This is a genomic window from Paracoccus bogoriensis, assembly GCF_019431455.1.
Classification (GTDB): Bacteria; Pseudomonadota; Alphaproteobacteria; order Rhodobacterales; family Rhodobacteraceae; genus Paracoccus; species Paracoccus bogoriensis.
In genome coordinates, this window is sequence record NZ_JAHYSR010000001.1 from 158,346 (window position 1) to 179,191 (window position 20,846).

17 protein-coding genes and 1 tRNA gene are annotated in these 20,846 nt (G+C 65.7%); 5 read left to right on the plus strand and 13 right to left on the minus strand.

Annotated features, from left to right (window positions below; translation table 11 throughout):
- Positions 1–94: 94 nt before the first annotated feature.
- The 5 genes from gltB to KY389_RS00815 all read right to left on the minus strand — a co-directional run bounded on the left by gltB (position 95) and on the right by KY389_RS00815 (position 8,875).
- On the minus strand, positions 95–4,633 hold the full coding sequence (gene gltB / locus KY389_RS00795) for a glutamate synthase large subunit (protein ID WP_219828802.1): 4,539 nt from the start codon (positions 4,631–4,633) through the stop codon (positions 95–97).
- Positions 4,630–5,334, minus strand: a complete 705-nt coding sequence (locus KY389_RS00800; RefSeq protein ID WP_219828803.1) for a hypothetical protein — start codon at positions 5,332–5,334, stop codon at positions 4,630–4,632. The genes gltB and KY389_RS00800 overlap by 4 nt, the downstream gene beginning before the upstream one ends.
- 108 nt (positions 5,335–5,442) lie before the next feature.
- On the minus strand, positions 5,443–6,927 hold the full coding sequence (locus KY389_RS00805; protein ID WP_219828804.1) for an NAD(P)-dependent oxidoreductase: 1,485 nt from the start codon (positions 6,925–6,927) through the stop codon (positions 5,443–5,445).
- Positions 6,928–7,078: 151 nt separating this feature from the next.
- Entirely contained in the window at positions 7,079–7,882 is an 804-nt protein-coding gene (locus KY389_RS00810) for an undecaprenyl-diphosphate phosphatase (protein ID WP_219828805.1), read from the minus strand.
- A gap of 3 nt (positions 7,883–7,885) precedes the next feature.
- Entirely contained in the window at positions 7,886–8,875 is a 990-nt protein-coding gene (locus KY389_RS00815; protein WP_219828806.1) for a complex I NDUFA9 subunit family protein, read from the minus strand.
- Positions 8,876–9,079: 204 nt separating this feature from the next.
- Here KY389_RS00815 and KY389_RS00820 point away from each other — a divergent pair.
- Positions 9,080–9,164, plus strand: a tRNA-Leu gene (locus KY389_RS00820).
- A 203-nt stretch (positions 9,165–9,367) separates the two neighbouring features.
- Here the strand turns inward: KY389_RS00820 and katG are convergent.
- From katG to KY389_RS00835, 3 genes are all read right to left on the minus strand, one after another.
- On the minus strand, positions 9,368–11,539 hold the full coding sequence (gene katG, locus KY389_RS00825) for a catalase/peroxidase HPI (RefSeq protein WP_219828807.1): 2,172 nt from the start codon (positions 11,537–11,539) through the stop codon (positions 9,368–9,370).
- Between the two features lie 132 nt (positions 11,540–11,671).
- A complete protein-coding gene (locus tag KY389_RS15705; RefSeq protein ID WP_343222868.1) occupies positions 11,672–12,949 on the minus strand; it encodes a DUF4202 family protein in 1,278 nt (425 codons plus the stop codon).
- A gap of 57 nt (positions 12,950–13,006) precedes the next feature.
- Positions 13,007–14,047: an NAD(P)/FAD-dependent oxidoreductase gene (locus tag KY389_RS00835; protein ID WP_219828808.1), complete on the minus strand. Its 1,041-nt coding sequence runs from the start codon at positions 14,045–14,047 to the stop codon at positions 13,007–13,009.
- Between the two features lie 29 nt (positions 14,048–14,076).
- On the opposite strand from KY389_RS00835, the gene mnmC2 reads away from it, so the two are divergent.
- The 3 genes from mnmC2 (at position 14,077) to KY389_RS00850 (ending at position 15,449) form a co-directional block, all read left to right on the plus strand.
- Positions 14,077–14,772, plus strand: coding sequence for a tRNA (5-methylaminomethyl-2-thiouridine)(34)-methyltransferase MnmC2 (mnmC2, locus tag KY389_RS00840; protein WP_219828809.1), 696 nt, complete (start codon positions 14,077–14,079; stop codon positions 14,770–14,772).
- Positions 14,773–14,888: 116 nt separating this feature from the next.
- A complete protein-coding gene (locus KY389_RS00845) occupies positions 14,889–15,185 on the plus strand; it encodes an HNH endonuclease (protein WP_219828810.1) in 297 nt (98 codons plus the stop codon).
- Positions 15,186–15,257: 72 nt separating this feature from the next.
- Positions 15,258–15,449 carry a hypothetical protein gene (locus tag KY389_RS00850; RefSeq protein ID WP_219828811.1) on the plus strand — a complete coding sequence of 64 codons (192 nt, stop codon included), beginning with the start codon at positions 15,258–15,260 and terminating at the stop codon, positions 15,447–15,449.
- A gap of 12 nt (positions 15,450–15,461) precedes the next feature.
- On the opposite strand, the gene KY389_RS00855 is transcribed toward KY389_RS00850, so the two are convergent.
- Complete coding sequence (locus KY389_RS00855; protein ID WP_219828812.1) at positions 15,462–15,920, minus strand: Lrp/AsnC family transcriptional regulator; 459 nt, start codon at positions 15,918–15,920, stop codon at positions 15,462–15,464.
- The gene (locus KY389_RS00860) at positions 15,917–16,372 is read right to left on the minus strand and encodes an Lrp/AsnC family transcriptional regulator (RefSeq protein WP_219828813.1); all 456 of its coding nucleotides are present in this window, start codon (positions 16,370–16,372) and stop codon (positions 15,917–15,919) included. Before KY389_RS00860 ends, KY389_RS00855 begins: the two co-directional genes overlap by 4 nt.
- A 127-nt stretch (positions 16,373–16,499) precedes the next feature.
- Between KY389_RS00860 and ilvC the strand changes: the two genes are divergently transcribed.
- On the plus strand, positions 16,500–17,522 hold the full coding sequence (gene ilvC / locus KY389_RS00865) for a ketol-acid reductoisomerase (protein WP_219828814.1): 1,023 nt from the start codon (positions 16,500–16,502) through the stop codon (positions 17,520–17,522).
- A 67-nt stretch (positions 17,523–17,589) separates the two neighbouring features.
- Here the strand turns inward: ilvC and KY389_RS00870 are convergent, their stop codons facing one another.
- From KY389_RS00870 to mutY, 3 genes are all read right to left on the minus strand, one after another.
- Entirely contained in the window at positions 17,590–18,246 is a 657-nt protein-coding gene (locus KY389_RS00870) for a Crp/Fnr family transcriptional regulator (protein ID WP_219828815.1), read from the minus strand.
- A gap of 317 nt (positions 18,247–18,563) precedes the next feature.
- Positions 18,564–19,712, minus strand: a complete 1,149-nt coding sequence (locus KY389_RS00875) for an alkane 1-monooxygenase (RefSeq protein WP_219828816.1) — start codon at positions 19,710–19,712, stop codon at positions 18,564–18,566.
- A 35-nt stretch (positions 19,713–19,747) separates the two neighbouring features.
- Entirely contained in the window at positions 19,748–20,773 is a 1,026-nt protein-coding gene (mutY, locus tag KY389_RS00880) for an A/G-specific adenine glycosylase (RefSeq protein ID WP_219828817.1), read from the minus strand.
- Positions 20,774–20,846: the final 73 nt, after the last annotated feature.

The following is a 20,846-nucleotide window of genomic DNA, read 5'->3' on the forward strand; positions in this document are numbered from 1 at the left end:
GGCCCCCCAGGGGACCGCGCCTTTCTTCATGCCCGCGGGCTGCGCCCGCCGCTCAAAATGGGCTGCGCCCGCCGCTCATGGCGGGCGCGCCGTCTTATTCGGCGGGAACGGCGCTCGGCTCGTCCATCTCGGCGATGGGATGGCTCAGATGGGGCAGCATCTCGCGCGGGCAGACCTGCAGGAAATTGGCCTTTTCGCTGTCCCAGTTCGCCAGGATTTCCTCGGCCCGGCGCGATCCGGTCTCGGCGAAATGGCGCTCGATCAGGCCCTTCAGCTGCGCCTCCCAGTGATCCTGCGTGACCGGGCACAGGACCAGCGTTTCGGCGTTGATGTAGTCGCGCGCCACGCCCTCGGGGTCGTAGAGGTAAGCCATCCCCCCGGTCATCCCGGCGCCGAAATTGGCGCCGATCCGCCCAAGGATCACCGCGACCCCGCCGGTCATATATTCGCAGCCGTTCGAGCCGCAGCCCTCGATCACCACATGCGCGCCCGAGTTGCGCACCGCGAACCGCTCGCCCGCGCGGCCCGCCGCGAACAGATAACCGGCGGTCGCACCGTAAAGAACGGTATTGCCGATGATCGTGTTCTCATGAGCGACCAGCGGGCTGGCCATGGGCGGGCGCACGACGATGGTGCCGCCCGACAGGCCCTTGCCGACATAGTCGTTGGCATCGCCCGAGACTTCCAGCTTCAGCCCCGGCGCGGCAAAGGCACCAAGCGATTGCCCCGCCGAGCCGGTCAGCCGCACCGTCAGGTGGTCGGGTTGCAGATTGTTGCGCATCCCGAACTTCTGCACGATCATCGACGAGGTCCGCGTGCCGATGGTGCGCAGCGTGTTGCGCACCGCATAGGACAGCTGCATCTTCTCGCCATCGCTGAAGAAGCGTTCCGCGTCGCGGATGATCTCGGCGTCCAGCGTGTCCATCACCGCGTTGCGTGGCTTCGAGCGGTCATAAACGATCTTCTCTGCGCCATCGACGGTGATGAGCAGCGGGTTGAGGTCCAGATCGTCCAGATGCGCCGCGCCGCGGCTGACCTGCGTCAGCAGATCCGCGCGCCCGATGATCTCGTCGATGGACCGCGCGCCGATGGATGCCAGGATCTCGCGCACCTCTTGCGCGTAGAAGGTGATGAGGTTCACCACCTTGTCCGCGCTGCCGGTGAACATGGCGCGCAGCTTTTCGTCCTGCGTGCAGACGCCCACCGGGCAGGTGTTCGACTGGCATTGGCGGACCATGATGCAGCCCATCGCGATCAGGGCGGCGGTGCCGATGCCGTATTCCTCGGCCCCCATCATCGCCGCCATGACGATGTCGCGGCCCGTGCGCAGACCGCCATCGGTGCGCAGCGTCACCCGTTCCCGCAGGCGGTTCATGGCCAGAACCTGATGCGCCTCGGTCAGGCCCATCTCCCAGGGCAGGCCCGCGAACTTGATGCTTGTCGCGGGCGAGGCGCCCGTGCCGCCATTGTGCCCCGAAATCAGGATCACGTCGGCCTTGGCCTTGGCGACCCCCGCCGCAATCGTGCCGACGCCGCTGCTGGCCACCAGCTTCACGGTGATCTTGGCGCGGGGGTTGATCTGCTTGAGGTCATAGATCAGCTGCGCCAGATCCTCGATGGAATAGATATCGTGATGCGGCGGCGGCGAGATCAGCGTGACCCCCGGCGTCGAGTGACGCAGCCGTGCGATCAGTTTCGTGACCTTCATGCCGGGCAGCTGACCGCCCTCGCCGGGTTTCGCGCCTTGAGCGACCTTGATCTCCAGCTCCTCGCAGGCGTTGAGGTATTCCGCCGTCACCCCGAACCGCCCCGAAGCGACCTGCTTGATCTTGGCGCAGGGATTGTCGCCATTGGGCAGCGGGTGGGAATGCGCCGGATCCTCGCCGCCCTCGCCGCTGTCGGATTTCGCGCCGATCCGGTTCATGGCGATGTTCAGCGTCATATGCGCCTCGGGCGACAGCGCGCCCAAGGACATGCCGGGCGTCACGAAGCGCTTGCGGATCGAGGTGATGGATTCCACCTCCTCGATGGGCACCGGCTTGCCAAGCGGCTTGATGTCCAGCAGGTCGCGGATATGGATGGGCGGATTGGCCCGCATGGTCGCGCTGAACTGCTTCCAGACATCATAGGACGCCTTTTCGCAGGCGACCTGCAGCAGCTTCATCGTGTTGGCTTCCCAGGCATGTTTCTCGCCCGAGCGGCGCAGCTTGTAGAAGCCGCCGACCGGCAGCAATTCCGCCGCATTGCCGTGATAGGCCGCGTGGTGCAGATCCTCCAGCTTGGCTTGCAGCCCGTGCAGGCCGATCCCCGAGATGCGCGAATGCATCCCCGGGAAATATTCGGCCACCATGGCGCGCGACAGGCCCACGGCTTCAAAATTCAGACCGCCCCGATACGAGGACAGGACCGAAATCCCCATCTTGGCCATGATCTTCAGCAGGCCCGCATCCACCGCGTCGCGGTAGCGGCGCATGTTGTCGATCAGGCTGCCCGACAGCAGGCCGCGCTCGATCCGGTCGGCGATGCTGTCCTGCGCCAGATAGGGGTTCACCGTCGTCGCGCCGCAGCCGATCAGCACCGCGAAATAATGCGGGTCGATGCATTCGGCGGCGCGCACGTTCAGCGAACAGAAGGTCCGCAGCCCCTTGCGCGTCAGCCAGGAATGAACCGCGCTGGTCGCCAGGATCATCGGCATCGGGACGCGGTCAGGCCCCTGCGCTTCGTCGGTCAGGACCAGATGGCCCGCGCCCGAGCGCACGGCATCCTCGGCCTCGGCGCGGATGCGCGCCAGGCCCTCGCCCAGGGCATCCGGGCCGGCATCGTCGGGGAAGGTGCAGTCGATGACCGTCACCGTCTCGCCGAACATCTTCATCATCTCGGCGAATTCGCCATTGGCGACGAAGGGGCTTTCCAGCACCAGGATTTCCGTCTGGGCGCTGGATTCATCCAGCACGTTCTTGAGGTTGCCGAACCGGGTCTTGAGGCTCATCACCCGCGTTTCGCGCAAGGAATCGATGGGCGGGTTCGTCACCTGGCTGAAGTTCTGGCGGAAGAAATGGCTCATCGGGCGATATTGCCTGGACAGGACCGCCGGCGGCGTGTCATCGCCCATCGAGGCGATGGCTTCCTTGCCATCCTCGGCCATCGGCGCCAGCACATGTTCCAGCTCTTCCAGCGTGAAACCCGCGGCGGCCTGACGGCGGCGAAGTTCGTCGCCCGTGAAGCGCACCGGTTCGGGCAGGTCGCGCATCATGTCGTTCAGTTCGACGACCTTTTCGATCCACTCGCCGAAGGGCTGGCTGCTGGCCAGCCGGTCCTTGATCTCGGTGTCGTGGTAGAGCTTGCCCTCCCACATATCGACCGCGATCATCTGACCCGGCCCAAGCGCACCCTTTTCGCGGACATTGGCCTCAGCGACCGGCACCATGCCGACCTCGGACCCGGCGATCAGCAGGTTGTCGCCCGTTACCACATAGCGCATGGGGCGCAGCCCGTTGCGGTCAAGCCCGCCGCAGACCCAACGCCCATCGGTCATGGCCAGGGCCGCGGGGCCGTCCCAAGGTTCCATCACGGCATTGCAATAGGCATACATGTCGGCCCAGGCCTTGGGCATGTCGGTGGTGGCCTTGGACCAGCTTTCCGGCACCAGCATTGTCTTGGTCATCGGCGCGGACCGCCCTGACCGCACCAGAACCTCGAACACCGCATCCAGCGCCGCCGAGTCGGACGACCCCGCAGGCACGATCGGCTTGATATCCTCGGCCATGTCGCCAAAGGCGGACGACGCCATGCGGATCTCGTGGCTTTTCAACCAGTTCAGGTTGCCCTTCAGCGTGTTGATTTCGCCGTTATGGGCCAGCATCCGGAAGGGTTGGGCCAGCCACCATTGCGGGAAGGTGTTGGTGGAATAGCGCTGGTGATAGATGGCAAAGGCGCTCTCGAACCGCTCGTCCTTCAGGTCGGGATAGAATTCCGCGACCTGCTCGGCCAGCATCATGCCCTTGTAGATGATCGACCGGCAGGACAGCGAACAGAAGTAAAGCCCCGCGACCTGGGCTGCGACGGCAGCCTTTTCGATCCGGCGGCGGATGATGTAAAGTTCGCGCTCGAACTGGATGTGGTCGATGTCCTTTTCGCAGCGGATCAGGATCTGCTCGATCTCGGGGCGGGTGGCGTTGGCCTTTTCGCCCAGGACACTTACGTTCACGGGCACATGGCGCCAGCCATAGATGTAATGGCCCATGCGCAGAACCTCGGATTCCACGATGGTCCGGCAGGCTTCCTGAGCGGCAAAGTTCGTTCGGGGCAAAAAGACCTGACCCACGGCGATCAGTTTCGACTGATCCGGCTCGTGCCCGGTGCGGCGGATCTGGTCATAGAAGAACGGCACCGGGATCTGCACATGGATGCCCGCGCCGTCGCCGGTCTTGCCATCCGCATCCACCGCGCCGCGATGCCAGATCGCCTTGAGCGCGTCGATGCCGTTCTGCACGACCTGGCGCGAGGGCTTGCCGCCCAGATCGACCACGAAGCCCACACCGCAGGACGAATGTTCGTGCTCTTCGCGATACAGGCTGTTCTTGTCCATCCATGCGCGGCGGGCTTCTTCCTGTGCTTGCCAATCCGTGGTCATGATGCGGCCCTTTCCTGCGGGATATGCGTCATCAGCTGATCGCAGTCATAATGTGGGGTGGTGGCGCCAAAGCCGGGATTGCCGGGGCGCGAAAAGGTAACGGGGCTGTCATTGGTCTCGTGCCGCGCGCCGGTCCAGTCGGTCGTCGTCTCGACCCCGCCATAGAAGCGGCCGAATTCGCGGCTGATGAATTGCTGCCCGCTGCGTCTCATCAGCACTTCGCCCGAGGCGCTGAGCGTGACGACCTCGAATCGCGTGCGCTCCAGCGTGACACCGTCGATCTCGACCGTCTCGCCGGTCAGCACGTCATGGCCCTGAAAGCGCAGACGCTCGCCCGTGTTCGATTCGGTCAAGAAGTCGAAATCGTCGCGCCCCGTTTCCAGCAGGCGCGAAAAGCTGGCATGGCGCTCGGCCTGTTCGACCAGCCGGTCCATGATGCCCAAGCGCGGGCTCTGGCTTTCGATCCAGCGCGTCTCGGCGTCGATGGTGGACAGGTGGCGCAGACCTTCGCGGTCGAAGATGGCACTGCGCTGCCAGCCTTCGGGATCGGCATCGCAGCGGTAATACTGGCTGACCGAACAGCCGCGATTCTGCACCGTGACCTCCAGCCGGCACCCGGCCGGAGGCGTGAAGCTGGCGCCCAGACCCGGCAGCGCGCTCAGCGCCCAGGCTCCGGCCGCGGCGGCCATAAGCGTCAGCATCCCTGATGCAAGCCGAACAGGCACGTCCGGCCTTGTAACGGCCAGAATGCCATGCCGCTGTCCGGGCTGTGCATGATCCGTGACCCTGTTCTGCATGGTCCCTGCGGCCTATTCCGCGGCCATGCGGGCCTCGCCCGTCAGAAAGCTTTCGATCGAATCTGCCGCCTCGCGGCCGTCGCGGATCGCCCAGACGACCAGGCTCGCGCCGCGCACGATGTCGCCCACCGCAAAGACGCCGGGGATCGAGGTGTGGTGGGTCTGGAAATTCGCCTTGATCGTCCCCCAACGGGTCAGTTCCAGCCCATCGACGCCCCACAATTTGGGCAGGTTCTCGGGCTCGAAGCCAAGCGCCTTGATGATCATGTCGGCGGGCTCGTCGTAATCGGCGCCCTCGATCGGTTCAGGGCTCTGGCGGCCCGTCACGTCGGCCTGACCCAGGCGCATCTTCTGGATGCGCACCGAGGCGATCTGAGGCAGACCGTCCACATCGCGTTCCTGTGCGGTCGCGGCCTCGCCGGTGACATGGCCGGTAAAGGCGCCGGGCGCAGAGAGCCAGACGAACTCGACGCCTTCTTCCTCGGCATTTTGCACCTCGCGCTGGCTGCCCGGCATGTTGGCGCGGTCGCGGCGATAGAGGCACTTGACCGATTGCGCGCCCTGCCGGATGGCCGTGCGCACGCAATCCATCGCCGTGTCGCCGCCGCCGATGACGATGACGCGTTTGCCCTTGGCGTTCAGCTCGCCATTCTCGAAATCGGGCACGTCGTCGCCCAGGTCGATCCTGTTCGAGGCCGTCAGGTAATCTATGGCGCGCACCACGCCGCCGGCATTGGCGTTGTCGATGTCCAGATCGCGGGTCTTGTAAACACCCGTGGCGATCAGCACGGCATCGTGCTTGCCCCGGATCGCGTCGAAGCTGATATCCTCGCCGACATTGCAGTTCAGCACGAATTCAACGCCGCTGTCCTCAAGCAACTTGTTGCGGCGCATGACGACGTGCTTTTCCAGCTTGAAGCCGGGGATTCCATAGATCAGCAGCCCGCCTGCGCGGTCGTAGCGGTCGTAGATCGTCACCTGAAACCCCTTGCGCCGCAGGGCTTCGGCAGCGGCCAGGCCGCCCGGTCCGGCACCGATAATGCCCACCGATTCCGCGCGCTCCTGCACCGGGACCGAAGGCTGGACCCAGCCTTTTTCCCATGCTGTGTCGGTGATGTATTTCTCGATGGCGCCGATGGTGACAGTGCCGTGGCCCGATTGCTCGATGACGCAATTGCCTTCGCACAAGCGGTCCTGCGGGCAGATGCGACCGCAGATCTCGGGGAAGGTGTTGGTGGACTGGCTGACCGCGTAGGCCTCGTGCAGGCGACCCTCGGCGGTCAGGCGCAGCCAGTCGGGGATATTGTTGTGCAGCGGGCAATGTGACTGGCAATAGGGCACGCCGCATTGACTGCACCGGCTCGCCTGTTCGGCGGCCTTCTGGGCGGCGAATTCCCGATAGATCTCGCGAAAGTCCTCGCTACGTTCTGCGGCCGAGCGTTTTTCGGGCATCTCGCGCGGGGTCGAGACGAACTTGAGCATCTTTTGCGTGGCCATGGCTGCGCAACCTTCCGTGAAAGATCCTGTGCAGACCCGATAAACCATGCCGTCGCGAATTAAAAGTCAGCAATACTGACTTAAAAGCGACTTTTTCTGAGCGACTCGCCCGCGCAAGGGCGCCGCGCCGCGATTTAAACGTCAGTCTAGTTTACCCAATTGCTGTAAGTGCTATTAAGGAAACGCTTCCTACTGCGATGCGCCACCATGCAAACAGAGCGTATCCGTGATGCGAGACATAACCCAGCAGCCAGCGCACCACGACCATCGCCGAAAGAAACGCAAAGACAAAGCCGATGACGATATTGCCGAGTGCCTCGCCGTGCAGAATGTCCTGGTTCTTGTAGAGATCATAGACAAAGGCGCCCAGCATCGTCGGCATCGCCAGAAAGAACGAGAACTCGGCCGCCGAGCGTTTGTCGGCCCCCAGCAGCAGCGCGCCGACGATCGTGGCCCCCGATCGCGAGACGCCGGGGATCATGGCAAGGCACTGGATGAAGCCGATCTTCAGCGCCATCGGCAGCGGAAAATCCTCGGCCCGGCTATAGGCTGGCGTCACGCTGCGCCGGTCCACCCATAGCAGGATGATCCCTCCCAGGATCAGCATGACCGCAATCAGCATCGGCGTCTCGAAGAGCACCGTCTTGATGAAACCATGCGCAAAGACGCCGATCACGGCAGCCGGCAGGAAAGCGACCAGCACGGCGGCGACGAAGCGGCGTGCGCCCGGCTCGGTCGGAGCGTCGCGCAGGATCTGCAGGATCCGCGAGGCATAGACCCCCAGAATCGCCATGATGGCACCAAGCTGAATGATCACCTCGAAGGCGCGCCCCGGGGATTGGAAACCCAGGAAATGGCCAGCCAGCAGGATATGGCCGGTGGAAGAAACCGGGATGAACTCGGTCAGGCCCTCAAGAATTCCGAGGACCGCGGCAGCGATGGTGTTCGATTCCATGGCTTAAGACTGGCCGCGCAGGTTCCTGGCCGACTGGTTGGCCGCGTGGAACTGGCCTCCCGGGCGGAAGGGCCACAGATAGCTGTCAATCACGGCCTCGGCCGAGACGGGCTGGATTCCCAGTTCGGCAAATCCCGGATAGCGGCCGCTGACCACGTTGTCGCGCGTCAGCAGCAGAAGCTGGTCGCGGCTGAGGATGTTGTTCGTGAACAGCCCTCCGCTCAGGAATTGCAGCATGTCCAGCATGGTCGCGCCGATGCGCGCGATCCCCTTCGGAACGGGCAGCAGCACCTTCTTGCGGTCCACCGATCTCAACACCTGTTCCGAGATCTGGCGCATCGTCAGCACGTCGGGGCCGCCCAGTTCATGGATGCCGGGCGCGGCCTCGCCCCTTGCGGCCTTGGCGGCGGCCAGAGCCACGTCCTCGACATAAACCGGCTGCATTTTGACCCGGCCTGCCAGCAGGGGCATGAAGGGCCCGCGGCGCGTCATGGCGGCGATGCGGTTGTAGAACCTGTCGTCGGGTCCGAAGATCACCGAGGGGCGCAGAACGACCACGTCGGGACGCGCGGCCAGAACGGCGGCCTCGCCCCGCGATTTCGCGGCGACATAGCGGCTTTTCGATTCGGGGTCGATGCCGAGTCCCGACAGATGCACAAGCCGCGCCACGCCCATTTCGGCCGAGAGCCGTGCGACGATCTGGGCACCTGTCTCGAAAACGGTGGTAAAGTTGCTCTTGCCCTGTGGGTGCAGGATGTTGACGCAGTTCACTGCGGCATCGGCGCCGCTGAGCGCAGCGCGGACCGAGGCTTCGTCGCGGATGTTGCACAGGATCGGCACCACCTGACCCACCACGCCATAGGCACGGGTGAACAGCGCCTCGTCGGGGCGGCGGACCGCCACGCGCACGCGCCAGCCGTCACGGGCCATCTGCTGGGCGACCTGTCGGCCGACAAAGCCCGATCCGCCAAAGATCGTGACCAGTTTCGCCATGGAGCCTGCTCCTTCAATCATGCCGCTGTCCGGGCGAGCCATAACGAAACCGCGCTCTTGCGACAAGCCAGCCTGACGCCGCAGGCCGGTCTTTGCCGCCGTCCGGGCGGGCCGGAAGGGCCGGGGGAAAGAAGTTTCAAAAAACTTTCGCAACCCCCATTGACGCCCCCCCTGACTGTCTTTAATCAGCCGCTCAGACCACCGGCCCAGGTGGCGGAATTGGTAGACGCGCACGGTTCAGGTCCGTGTGCCGCAAGGCGTGGAGGTTCGAGTCCTCTCCTGGGCACCAAAAAAAGCCGCAGCGTCATTGCTGCGGCTTTTTTGCTTTTCCGCTTTCGGCTCATGGGGTTGCGCGCCGCGCCAAGCGGGGCAGGGGGGCTGTCTGTCCCCCGTTCGCGTGCCGCGACTCCCCCGAGGATATTGGTTCAAGGCAAGGCATGGATGGCAAAAGGGCCGCCCGGAGGCGGCCCCTGGATGTGCCGGGGTTGACGATCAGGCTGCCAGGTCGAAGCGATCGGCGTTCATCACCTTGGTCCAGACCGCTGCGAAGTCATGGACGAACTTCTCGCGGTTGTCGTCCTGGGCATAGTGTTCGGCATAGGCGCGAAGGATCGAGTTCGATCCGAAGACCAGATCGACGCGGGTGGCCGTCCACTTGACCTCGCCGGTCTTGCGGTCGCGCAGTTCGTAAAGCCCGTCTGCGCGCGGCACCCATTTCCAGGCCATGTCGGTCAGGTTGGTGAAGAAGTCGGTCGTCAATGCGCCTTCGCGGTCGGTGAAGACCCCGTGCTTGCTGCCACCGTGATTCGTGCCCATGACGCGCATCCCGCCGATCAGGCAGGTCATTTCCTGCGCGGTCAGGCCCAGAAGCTGCGCACGGTCAAGCAGCATCTCCTCGGGCGAGACGACATAATCCTGTTTCAGCCAGTTGCGGAAGCCGTCGGCCAGCGGCTCGAGCGGGGTGAAAGAGGCCGCATCGGTTTGCGCTTCGGTCGCGTCGCCGCGGCCCGGGGCAAAGGGCAGGTCCAAGGCGATGCCGGCAGCGCGAGCAGCCTGTTCGACGCCCAGATTGCCCGCAAGCACGATCACGTCGGCCAGCGAGGCGCCTGTCTCGGCCGCGATCGGCTCCAGCACCGAAAGCACCTTTTGCAGGCGGGCGGGTTCGTTGCCTTCCCAGTCCTTTTGCGGCGCCAGGCGGATGCGGGCGCCGTTCGCGCCGCCGCGCAGATCGGATTGGCGGAAGGTGCGGGCGCTGTCCCACGCGGTCGAGACCATCTCGGACAGCGAGAGGCCGCTGGCCGCGATGCGGGCCTTGACCGCTGCCACGTCGTAATCGGTGCGGCCGGCAGGGACCGGATCCTGCCAGATCAGATCCTCGGTCGGTGCGTCAGGGCCGATATAACGCACCTTCGGGCCCAGGTCGCGGTGGGTCAGCTTGAACCAGGCGCGGGCAAAGCAATCCGAGAAATAGGCGTGATCGTTGCGGAAGCGTTCGCAGATGGCCCGGTAGGTCGGGTCCATCTTCATGGCCATGTCGGCATCGGTCATGATCGGCATGGTGCGGATCGAGGGATCCTCGACATCGACGGGCATGTCCTCTTCGCGGATGTCAATGGGCATCCATTGCCAGGCGCCTGCGGGCGATTTCCGCAACTCCCATTCGTAACCGAAGAGCAGGTCGAAATAGCCGTTGTCCCACTTGGTCGGGTTGGTGGTCCAGGCACCCTCGATCCCCGAGGTCACGGTGTCGCGGCCCACACTGCGGGTGTGGTGGTTCATCCAGCCGAGGCCGGCTTCGTGCAGTTCAGCGCCTTCCGGGCTGGGGCCGAGGTTTTCGGCGCGGCCATTGCCATGGGCCTTGCCGACCGTGTGGCCACCTGCGGTCAGCGCGGCGGTTTCCTCGTCATTCATGGCCATACGGGCAAAGGTCTCGCGGACCTGCGCGGCGGTTTTCAGCGGATCGGGCTTGCCGTTCACGCCTTCGGGGTTCACGTAGATCAGCCCCATCTGCACGGCGGCCAGCGGATTTTCCATGGTCGAGGGGTCGTCCACGTCGGCATAGCGTTCGTCGGACGGGGCCAGCCATTCCTTTTCCGCGCCCCAATAGACATCCTTTTCGGGGTGCCAGATGTCTTCCCGACCGAAGGAGAAGCCGTAGGTCTTGAGCCCCATCGATTCATAGGCGATCGTCCCGGCCAGCAGGATCAGGTCGGCCCAGCTGAGGCGGTTGCCGTATTTCTTCTTGATCGGCCAGAGCAGACGGCGCGCCTTGTCGAGGTTGGCGTTGTCCGGCCACGAATTCAGAGGCGCAAAGCGGATATTGCCCGTCGCGCCGCCGCCCCGGCCATCGGCCAGACGGTAAGAGCCAGCCGAATGCCAGGCCAGACGGATCATCAGGCCGCCATAATGGCCCCAGTCGGCCGGCCACCAGTCCTGGCTGTCGGTCATCAGCGCGCGCACGTCCGCCTTGACGGCCTCGAAATCCAGCTTGCGGACTTCCTCGCGGTAGTTGAAATCCCTGAGCGGATTGGTCTTGGTGTCATGCTGGTGCAGGATGTCCAGGTTGAGGGCGTTGGGCCACCAGGAAGTGTTCGAGCTGCCGCTGGCAGTCAGCCCGCCATGCATCACGGGGCATTTGCCCGAGGGGATGTCGTTGCCGTCCATCATATCCTCCGAAGGTTGCTATAGGGTCGCGTCCGAGACGGCATTCACGCCGCACGAACGACTTGGACATGATCTAGCAGAGATGTCCGATAAGGCCAAATCCGATATTCTGAACGGATTTATCAGATACACTTATAAGTTGGTCTCGCGCGCCATCTCGGCCCGGATCGAATCGGCAATCATGCGAGGCGCCTCGGGGTCCAGGCCGATCGGCTCCAGACGAGGGCCGTCGAAGCCGGCCTTGTCCAGCGCCTCGGGCAGGTCTTTCAGCGCATGCCCGGCGCGAAGGGCAAAGAACGGCAGGCTGATCGCGCGGGTCAGGCCGCGCGCGGCATCCGCGATGAAAGGCGGCTGTTCGACGAAACCCGTTACCACCCGCGCGAAATGCGGCCCGATCCGTTCCGCCAGCGCGGTCGTGATCGTGTAGCTGGCCTGCGAGCGTTGCGAGCCATGCGCGGTCAACAGCAGCGTCGTGTCTTCGGGGCGCCAGCCCTGCTGGGCGGCGGCCTTGTGGGCGCGTGCGACGATCAGCGCGTCAAGGCGCGGATCGGCGCCGAAGGGGCGGGTGATATGGGCGCCCGGCGCGCCGGCCTCGGTCAGGCGGCGGGGCAGTTCGATCCCGGTGAACCAGCCCTCGGCCATGAACATCGGATAGATGATGCTGTTCGAGGTCGCGGCGGCGGCCAGCGCGCCCGGCATGGCCAAGGTGGCGCCGCGCACGGTGACGCCGGGCAGATGAGCTGCGACGCGGGCGGCCAGATCCTCGATCGCCTGCTGCTGGGGGCCGGGATCGCCGGGCTGGCCATGCGAGACGATCACCGCCGCGTCGATCCCTCCTTGCGCGCGCTCATCGGCGAAAAAGGGGGTGAAAGCCTCGGGGATGTCGAACTCGGACAGAGCGCGGGCGCGGGCCCAGGGCGACATCTTGCGCGCAGTCTTTTCGATGATGCGCGGCAGCTTGTGGTCGGGCTGGGTGCGGGCGAAATCGCCCAGATACCAGCGGATGAAGGTGAAGCAGATCACATCCTCGAGCGCCTGCACCTCGGGGTCGCGCTTGAGGCCCTGTTTCGTCAGCAGCTTGCGCGCCTGCGCGATGTCCTCATCGCCGTAGCCCGCGTCCCGCATGAGCCCGGCGACCCGCTCGGCATGGCGGCGGCCCTGTTCCTGGCGCCATTGCAGATAGCCGGGGCGGCCTTCGGGATAGGCGCTGCGGGGCAGGTTCCAGCGCTCGATGTGCTGGCCGCGACAGGCGATCCGCAGCACGTCCGAGGCATGGGGGAACAGGCGTTCCTGCTGGGCCGACATGCGCTGGCCGTAAAGCAGTTCGGACGGGGTGCCGTCGATCAGGTTAGGATCCCGAGCATTGGCCGCGTCGATGGCGGCAAGAACGGCTTCCAGCTTGGTCTTCATGCGGCTCTCCGGGCTTTGGGGCAGTCTGGCAAGGGCCGCGACCCGTGGCAAGTCGTGTCAGGGCAGCGCGAACAGCGGCGGCAGGTCGGTGTCACCCTCCAGCAAGGCGCGCGCGGCCAGGTCCGCGATCAGCGGCGCCATGCCGAAGCCGATCTTGAAGCCGCCATTGGCGATCAGATGGCCGGGGCGTCCCGGCCAGGGCGCCAAAATGGGCGCGCGGCTCTGGGCGCGCGGACGCAGGCCGGCCCATGTCTCGATCACGGGCGCGTCGCGCAGGGCGGGACAGATCGCGCGGGCGCGCTGGATCAGTGTCAGAACCTGATCGTCGGGGCGGTCGTGGTCATAGTTGTTCTCCGAGGTCGAGCCGATCGCGGTCGTGCCATCCGCATGGGGCACGATATGCAGACCGTCGGCAAAGACCTGCGGGCTGTCCGGCGCAGCAAAGGCCAGAAGCGCCGATTGCCCCTTGACCCCCTGTCCGACCTTGCGCCCCAGATCCTCATTCAGCCGCAAGAGGCCGGGCGTGCCGCAGGCCCAGAGCGCCGGACCCTCGATCAGGTCCGGGTCGGCGTGCTGGCCTTCGATGATCCGCGCCCCAAGCGCCCGCAGCGCCCCCGCCAGCGCCGCACAGGCGGCGCGGGGCGACAGCCGCGCCGTAAGCGCATCGTGCAGCCACAGGCCTGTGGGGCTGTCGGGGACCAGCGCGCTTTCGGGACGGTCGGTCAGCGACATGCCGCAATCCTCAGGCCAGCGCAGCCGGGCCTGGTCGATGCGATGCGCCAGCCGGTCGGCGGTGGCGGCATCGGGGACGGGCTGCAGCCGCCCCAGCCGGGCATAACCCGGATCGCGTCCCGAAATGGCAGCGACCTCTGCCCAGAAGTCCCGCGCCGCCAGCAGGCTGGCCAGTTGCAGCGCCTTCTTTTCGTTCCAGTTCTCGGGCACATGGGGGGCCAGCGCGCCGACATGCCCGCCCGAGGAACCCGCGCCGACGTGCCGCGCCTCGATCACGGTGACACGCGCGCCGCGCCGCGCCATCGCAAAGGCCGCGGCCAGCCCGAACACGCCCGCGCCGACGACGGTGATGGGGGGACTTGTCAAGCCGATGCTCCTTCGCCTAGCAGCCTCTCATGGAGCCGATACAGGATCAGCCGCAGCAAGACGAGCCGTTGCTGGAATGGCGCGAGGGCGGCGTGCCGGTTTCGACGCGCTTTGACGACCCCTATTTCAGTCTGGCGGGCGGTCTGGCCGAGACGCGGCACGTGTTTCTGGACGGCAATGACTTGCCCGCCCGGTTGCGCCCCGGCTTTCATGTTGCGGAACTGGGCTTCGGCACTGGGCTGAACTGTCTTGCGCTGGCGGCGATCAGCCCCGTCCCGATCCGCATGACCAGCTTCGAGGCCTACCCGATGAGCGGCGCGCAGATGGAACGCGCTCATGCCGCCTTTCCTGAACTGGCACCCCTGGCCCATGCGCTGCGGCAAGGCTGGGGTCAGGGGCGGATCGCGGTGGGGCGCGTCGATCTGACGCTGGTGATCGGTGACGTGGGCCAGACCTTGCCCGCGTGGCAGGGCCGCGCGGATGCGTGGTTTCTCGACGGTTTTTCGCCTGCCCGCAATCCGGCGATGTGGTCGGATGAGGTGATGGCCGAGGTCGGTCGTCACACCGCGCCGGGCGGCAGTTTCGCGACCTACACGGCCGCAGGCCATGTCCGCCGCGCGCTTGCAGCGGCGGGCTTCGAGGTTCAGCGTCGCCCCGGTTTCGGCCGCAAGCGTCACATGAGCACCGGCCGCCTGATGGAAACCGCCCAGGACAGGCGCGGCTGATCGGGGCGCAGCCCCGGCGGGCGGGGCGCCCCTCGATGGGGCGGCCCGCCCGCGCCACCGCCCCCGGCAAGGTCCAGCGGCTTGATCGGCGGCGCGCCCTCTGCTCTGATTGCGCCATGACCACGAACGACGATAGCAAGGGCGATCCGGTCTGCCCGCTTTGCCTGCGCCCGATCCCGCCGGATGTGCCGCAAAGCCGTCACCACCTGGTCCCCAGGCTGCGCGGCGGCAAGGGCGGGCCGACCGTGCTTTTGCACCACATCTGCCACAAGACCATTCACAAGACCCTGCGCGAGACCGAACTCGCCCGTCATTACAACAGCATCGAGGCGCTGCGAGCCCATCCCGAACTGGCGCGATTCTGGGCATGGGTGGCCAAACGCCCGCCCGGATTCGCCGGCCGGACGCGCTGAGGCATTCTGTCCGTTGGTCACGAAGCGATTCGACTTCATCCTGAAACCCCCGACCGAATTCAGGAGATGACCATGACCCGTCCGATCCTGACCGCTATCGCCCTTGCCGTTCTGTCCGCGCCTGCGGCACTGGCCCAAGGCACCGGCAGATCCGGCCCCGCCCCGGTGGTCATCCCGACGCCCCAGCCCGCCGAAGATGGAAAGCCCGCCGTGATCCCCGCCGGCAAGTCCGGTTGCGGCATGGGGCGGCGCGTGATGTCCTGACCTGTCGCCGTGTCAGCCCAAGGGGCCGGGGCGGCGTTCTTCGGACAGCATGACATTCGCCTCGACCTGGCCGATGCCGGGCAGGGTCATGATGCGCCGCCGCAGGATGCGTTCGAAATCGCTGATGTCGCGGGCGGTGATGCGCAGGCGATAGTCGAACTGCCCCAGCACATGCTGGACCAGCTGCACCTCGGGGATGGCGGTCACGGCGCGCTCGAAATCCTCAAGGCTGGTGCGGCCCTTCGCCGCCAGCTTGATGCCCAGAAACACCGTGACCCCGAAGCCAAGCGCCGCCGGGTCCAGAACCACGCGCCGCCCGGCGATCACGCCCTGATCGGTGAGCCGCCTGACGCGCCGCCAGGCCGCAGGTTGTCCGATGCCCACCGCGCGGCCAAGATCGGCGGCGCTACGGGTCGCATCTTCGGCCAGAAGGCGCAGCAGCGCCAGATCGGTGGCGTCAAGATCGGTCACAGGGACAGTTCCTCGCTATCCTTGATCGTGGCGACCAGCATCAGAGCGTCCAGTTCCGCAATATGCGGCAGGGTCAGGATGCGGTCGCGATAGACCTGCTGCCAATGCGCCATGTCCCGCGCAATGACCGAGGCGCGCCAGTCCACGCTGCCCAGGAAAGACTGGATCTCGATGACCTCGGGCACCTCGCGCAGGGCGGTCAGGAATTCGTCGAAGGCGCGGGGATTGGTCTTGTCCAGCGTGAAGCGCAAGCTGACCTCGACCGCCCAGCCCATCGCGCGCCAGTCGATGCGCGCTTGCACAGCCTTCAGCACCCCCGCCTCGCGCATCCGTTCCAGCCGCCGCCACAGGCTGGCCGTCGTCACCCCGGCGCGTTCGGCAAGGGTCGCGTTCGCCGCGGTCGGGTCGGCCAGAAGCTGGCGCAGGATGCGGCGATCAGTGGCATCTGGCATGAATTTCATCCGTAAGCGCGTAACACGGCATGATCATTTCGCCAAGCCGATCAACGGCGCGCAGATTGCATCATTGCTGTCGTCGTATCGCGTTAGAAATGTGGCAGCAGACAGAAAGGATACCACCATGCGCGTTTACTACGACCGCGATTGCGACGTGAACCTGATCAAGGACAAGAAGGTCGCGATTCTGGGCTATGGCAGCCAGGGTCATGCCCATGCCCTGAACCTGCGCGATTCGGGTGCCAAGAACGTCGTCGTCGCCCTGCGCGAGGGCAGCCCCTCGGCCAAAAAGGCCGAGGCCGAGGGCCTCAAGGTCATGGGCATCGCCGAGGCCGCCGCCTGGTGCGACGTGATCATGTTCACCATGCCCGACGAGCTGCAGGCCGAAACCTACAAGAAATACGTCCACGACAACCTGCGCGAAGGCGCGGCCATCGCTTTCGCCCACGGCCTGAACGTGCATTTCGGCCTGATCGAGCCGAAGCCCGGCGTCGATGTCATCATGATGGCGCCGAAGGGCCCCGGCCATACGGTGCGCGGCGAATATGTCAAGGGCGGCGGCGTGCCCTGCCTGGTCGCGGTGCATCAGGACGCCTCGGGCAAGGCGATGGATATTGCCTTGTCCTATTGCTCGGCTATCGGCGGTGGCCGCTCGGGCATTATCGAAACCAACTTCCGCGAGGAATGCGAGACCGACCTGTTCGGCGAGCAGGCCGTGCTGTGCGGCGGTCTGGTCGAGCTGATCCGCTGCGGCTTCGAGACACTGGTCGAGGCGGGCTATGCCCCCGAAATGGCCTATTTCGAGTGCCTGCACGAGGTGAAGCTGATCGTGGACCTGATCTATGAGGGCGGCATCGCCAACATGGATTACTCGATTTCCAACACGGCGGAATACGGCCAGTATGTCACCGGCCCGCGCATCCTGCCCTATGAAGAGACCAAGGCCCGCATGAAGGCGGTGCTGACCGACATCCAGCAGGGCAAGTTCGTCCGCGACTTCATGCTGGAAAACGCCGTGGGCCAGCCCACGCTGAAAGCCTCGCGCCGCGCCAATGACGAGCACCAGATCGAGCAGGTCGGCGCCAAGCTGCGCGAAATGATGCCCTGGATCAGCAAGGGCAAGATGGTGGACAAGGCCCGCAACTGAGCCCTTGCCGGCCGACACGGATGCCGGGGTCAACGCCCCGGCATTCTGCGTTCCCGTAACGGCCCGTTCAAGGCCCGTCGGTCGGGGCGCGTAAGCGTTGCAGGCGCTTTCGGTCCAGCACCGTGATGCTGCCGCGCGTCAGTCGCAGAATACCCTCGTCTCGCAATTGCGCCAGGGTGCGGTTCACCGTCTGGCGCGAGCAACCGGTGAAGGCGGCCAGGTCGGTCTGGCTGATGTCGGTGCGCGGCGCGTCGGGCGTGGTGAGAAGCAGGATATGTCTGCGGATGCGATCTTCGGACGAGCAGAACAGCGCCGTCAGATGCAGCATGTTGTCACGGCTGAGTCGCGCGTGCAGCAAGCCCGAAAGGTTCTCCAACAGCCGTTCTGCCGGGACATGCGCGCGCAGCAGGGCCTTGTCGAAGCGCGCCAGGGTGGAGCCTGCCCGCACCGTCGCGCTGGCCACGCAGGGACGGCGGCTGAGCAGCTCGACCTCGCCCACGACCTCGCCGGCCTGGGACAGATGGGCCAGAAGGCAGTTCCCGCTTTCGTCCATCACCGTAATCTCGACCGCGCCGCCGATGACCAGATAGGCGTGATCCAGCCCGTCGCCCTGGGTGATGATCTTCTGCGGCCGTGTGTGGCGCGTGATCCTGCAGCGCGACAAGAAGCTGTGCATCGTCGGAACGTCGATCCCCGCCAGCAGGGCGGCGGGATGATGGCTCATGATTCGCACCAGGCTGGCCGCAAGATGCGTCCCTGGCCCCGTCGCGCCCACCGACATCGTCGAGTCAGAGCCGTTCCGTTCTGCTGTGGTCGTGCGCACAAGGCTCTCCGCACCAGATACCCGCAAGCTGCCTTGTGCGTCAGTAGAGAGCCAGCATGATGTTCGATGCAAGGGTGAAGTGCGTAAGATCGGCGCAATCAAGGCGCAAAAAAGAAACTCTTCAAAACCAAAGCAGCGCCATTGATTGCAACCCGTACATAGCAGGTTTTGCAGGTCGGAATGTCGTCTTGACGACATTGATGGTCGATTTCCTGTCGTCACAAAGCATTGCGCGGCATGGGAAGCGCGCCGCTGTCATAGGGCGCCCAATCCTCGATCTCGGGATAGAAGCGCCTGCGCCATGCCCGCACGCGGGGGTTCATCCGGCGCCGCCAGAGCGGCGGGACCATCGCAAGAAAATTCATCGCAGGATAGCCCATCGGCAGTTGCGGGGCTTCGTCCTGGGAATAGGTCTGGAGCAGCGGAAAACGGCGGTCGGGCTTGTAGTGGTGATCCGAGTGACGTTGCAGGTTGATCAGCAGCCAGTTTGTCGCGGTATGGCTGGCATTCCAGCTGTGGCGGGGGCGCACGGGCTCGTAGCGACCCTCGCCCAGATACTTGCGGGTCAGGCCGTAATGCTCGACGTAGTTGGTCAGTTCAAGCTGCCAGACCGCGATGAAGGCCTGAAAGGCGAACAATCCCAGCCCCGCCCAGCCCCCAAGCGCCAGCGCAAGCGCCAGCATCGCCGCCTGCAACGCCGCGTAGCGCCAGAACGGGTTGCGCCGGTCCCACCGGCTGCGCCCCGAGCGCGCCAGCAAACGCGTCTCGGCCGCCCATGCGCTGCGCGGCCCCTGCGTCAATACCCGCCAGAAAAAGCCGTAGAACCCTTCGTTGTAGCGTGCCGAGACCGCGTCACGGGGGGTCGAGACCCAGGAATGATGGACCAGCAGATGTTCCGTGCGGAAATGCGAATACAGGACTGTGGCCAGCAGCAGGTCGCCCAGCCAGCGTTCCAGCGGCGTTTTCTGGTGCAGCAGTTCATGCGCATAGACGATGCCGATGCTGCCCGACAGAACGCCGATTCCGAAGAACAGGCCCAGCTTTTCGCCTGCTGACAGGTGGCCGGTCGTCTGGACATACCAGATCGAACCGAAGATCGCGGCGAATTGCAGCGGGAACCAGATGATGGTGATGGCACGGTGCCAGAAAAGGCGGTCGGTCGTGGTCTCGGGGTCGGGGTTTACCTCGTTCAGGCCCAGAATGCCGTCCAGCGCGGTCGTCACATACCAGGCATAACCCGGCAGCAGCAGCCACCACAGCCCGCCCTGCGTCGCGGCGACGACGACAAGCGGGATCATCACGATCGACAGCCAGAAGGGCGCGGCGGCGGGCAGGCGGCCCGGGCGGGGGGACGGGCTTGCGGTCATCGGATCACCCGTGATGGGTTTCGGCCGTTCCGATTCTAACCTTGGATCGCGTCAAGCGCCATATCCCAGACCTTTCGCATCAGGCCGGGCAGCGCCGCGCGGTCGATCTGTCGCAGAGGCACCAGTTCTCCGCGCGTGGGGCTGCCGGTCAACTCGCCCAGATGGACGGTCAGATCCAGCGCGAAATGGGTAAAGACATGCCGCACCCTGCCCAGATCGCGCCATTGCGCCGGGCCGGGCGGCGGCAGGTCGCGCCCGTCCCACCCGGCCGAGGGGAAGGCCAGAGTCCCGCCCAGAAGTCCTTTGGCGGGGCGACGCTCCAGCACCACCGAATCGCCCTGCCGCGCGACCCAGACCAGGCCTGTCCGCTCGGGCTTGGGCGCCTTGGCGGCCTTGCGTGGCAATTCGGCCGCGATCCCCTGCGCGCGGGCGTCGCAGACGGCCAGCAGGGGGCAGATCCCGCAGGCCGGGCTGCGCGGCGTGCAGATCGTCGCGCCCAGATCCATCATCGCCTGCGCGTAATCGCCGGGGCGTTCCTGCGGGGTCAGGGTCGCGGCCAAGGCGGTCAGGTGCGCCTTCGCCTCGGGCAGGGGCTGCTGGACGGCGAAAAGCCGGGCCACCACGCGTTCGACGTTGCCGTCCACGACCGTCTCGGGGTGCTGATAGGCGATGGCGGCGATCGCGGCCGAGGTATAGGCGCCGATGCCGGGCAGGGCCTGCAGCCCTTCGCGGGTGGTCGGAAAGCCGCCCGCTGCCGCCACCTGCCGCGCGCAGGCCAGCAGGTTGCGTGCCCTTGCGTAATAGCCAAGCCCCGCCCATTCGGCCATGACCGCCGCATCATCCGCCGCCGCCAGGGCCTGCACATCCGGCCAGAGCGCGATGAAGCGACGGAAATAGTCGCGCACCGCCGCCACCGTCGTCTGTTGCAGCATCACCTCGGACAGCCAGACGGGATAGGGGTCGGTCGGGCCGCCTCCGGGTGGCTGGCGCCAGGGCAGGACGCGGGCATGGCGGTCATACCAGGCCAGCAGGTCCGGGGCGATCACCTTGCTGTCACGCAATTATGTGGCCTTGGGGCATAGGGCGCGCTTTCATCCGAGCGACGGGCTGGCTAAGTTCGGCCTTGTGATAGCA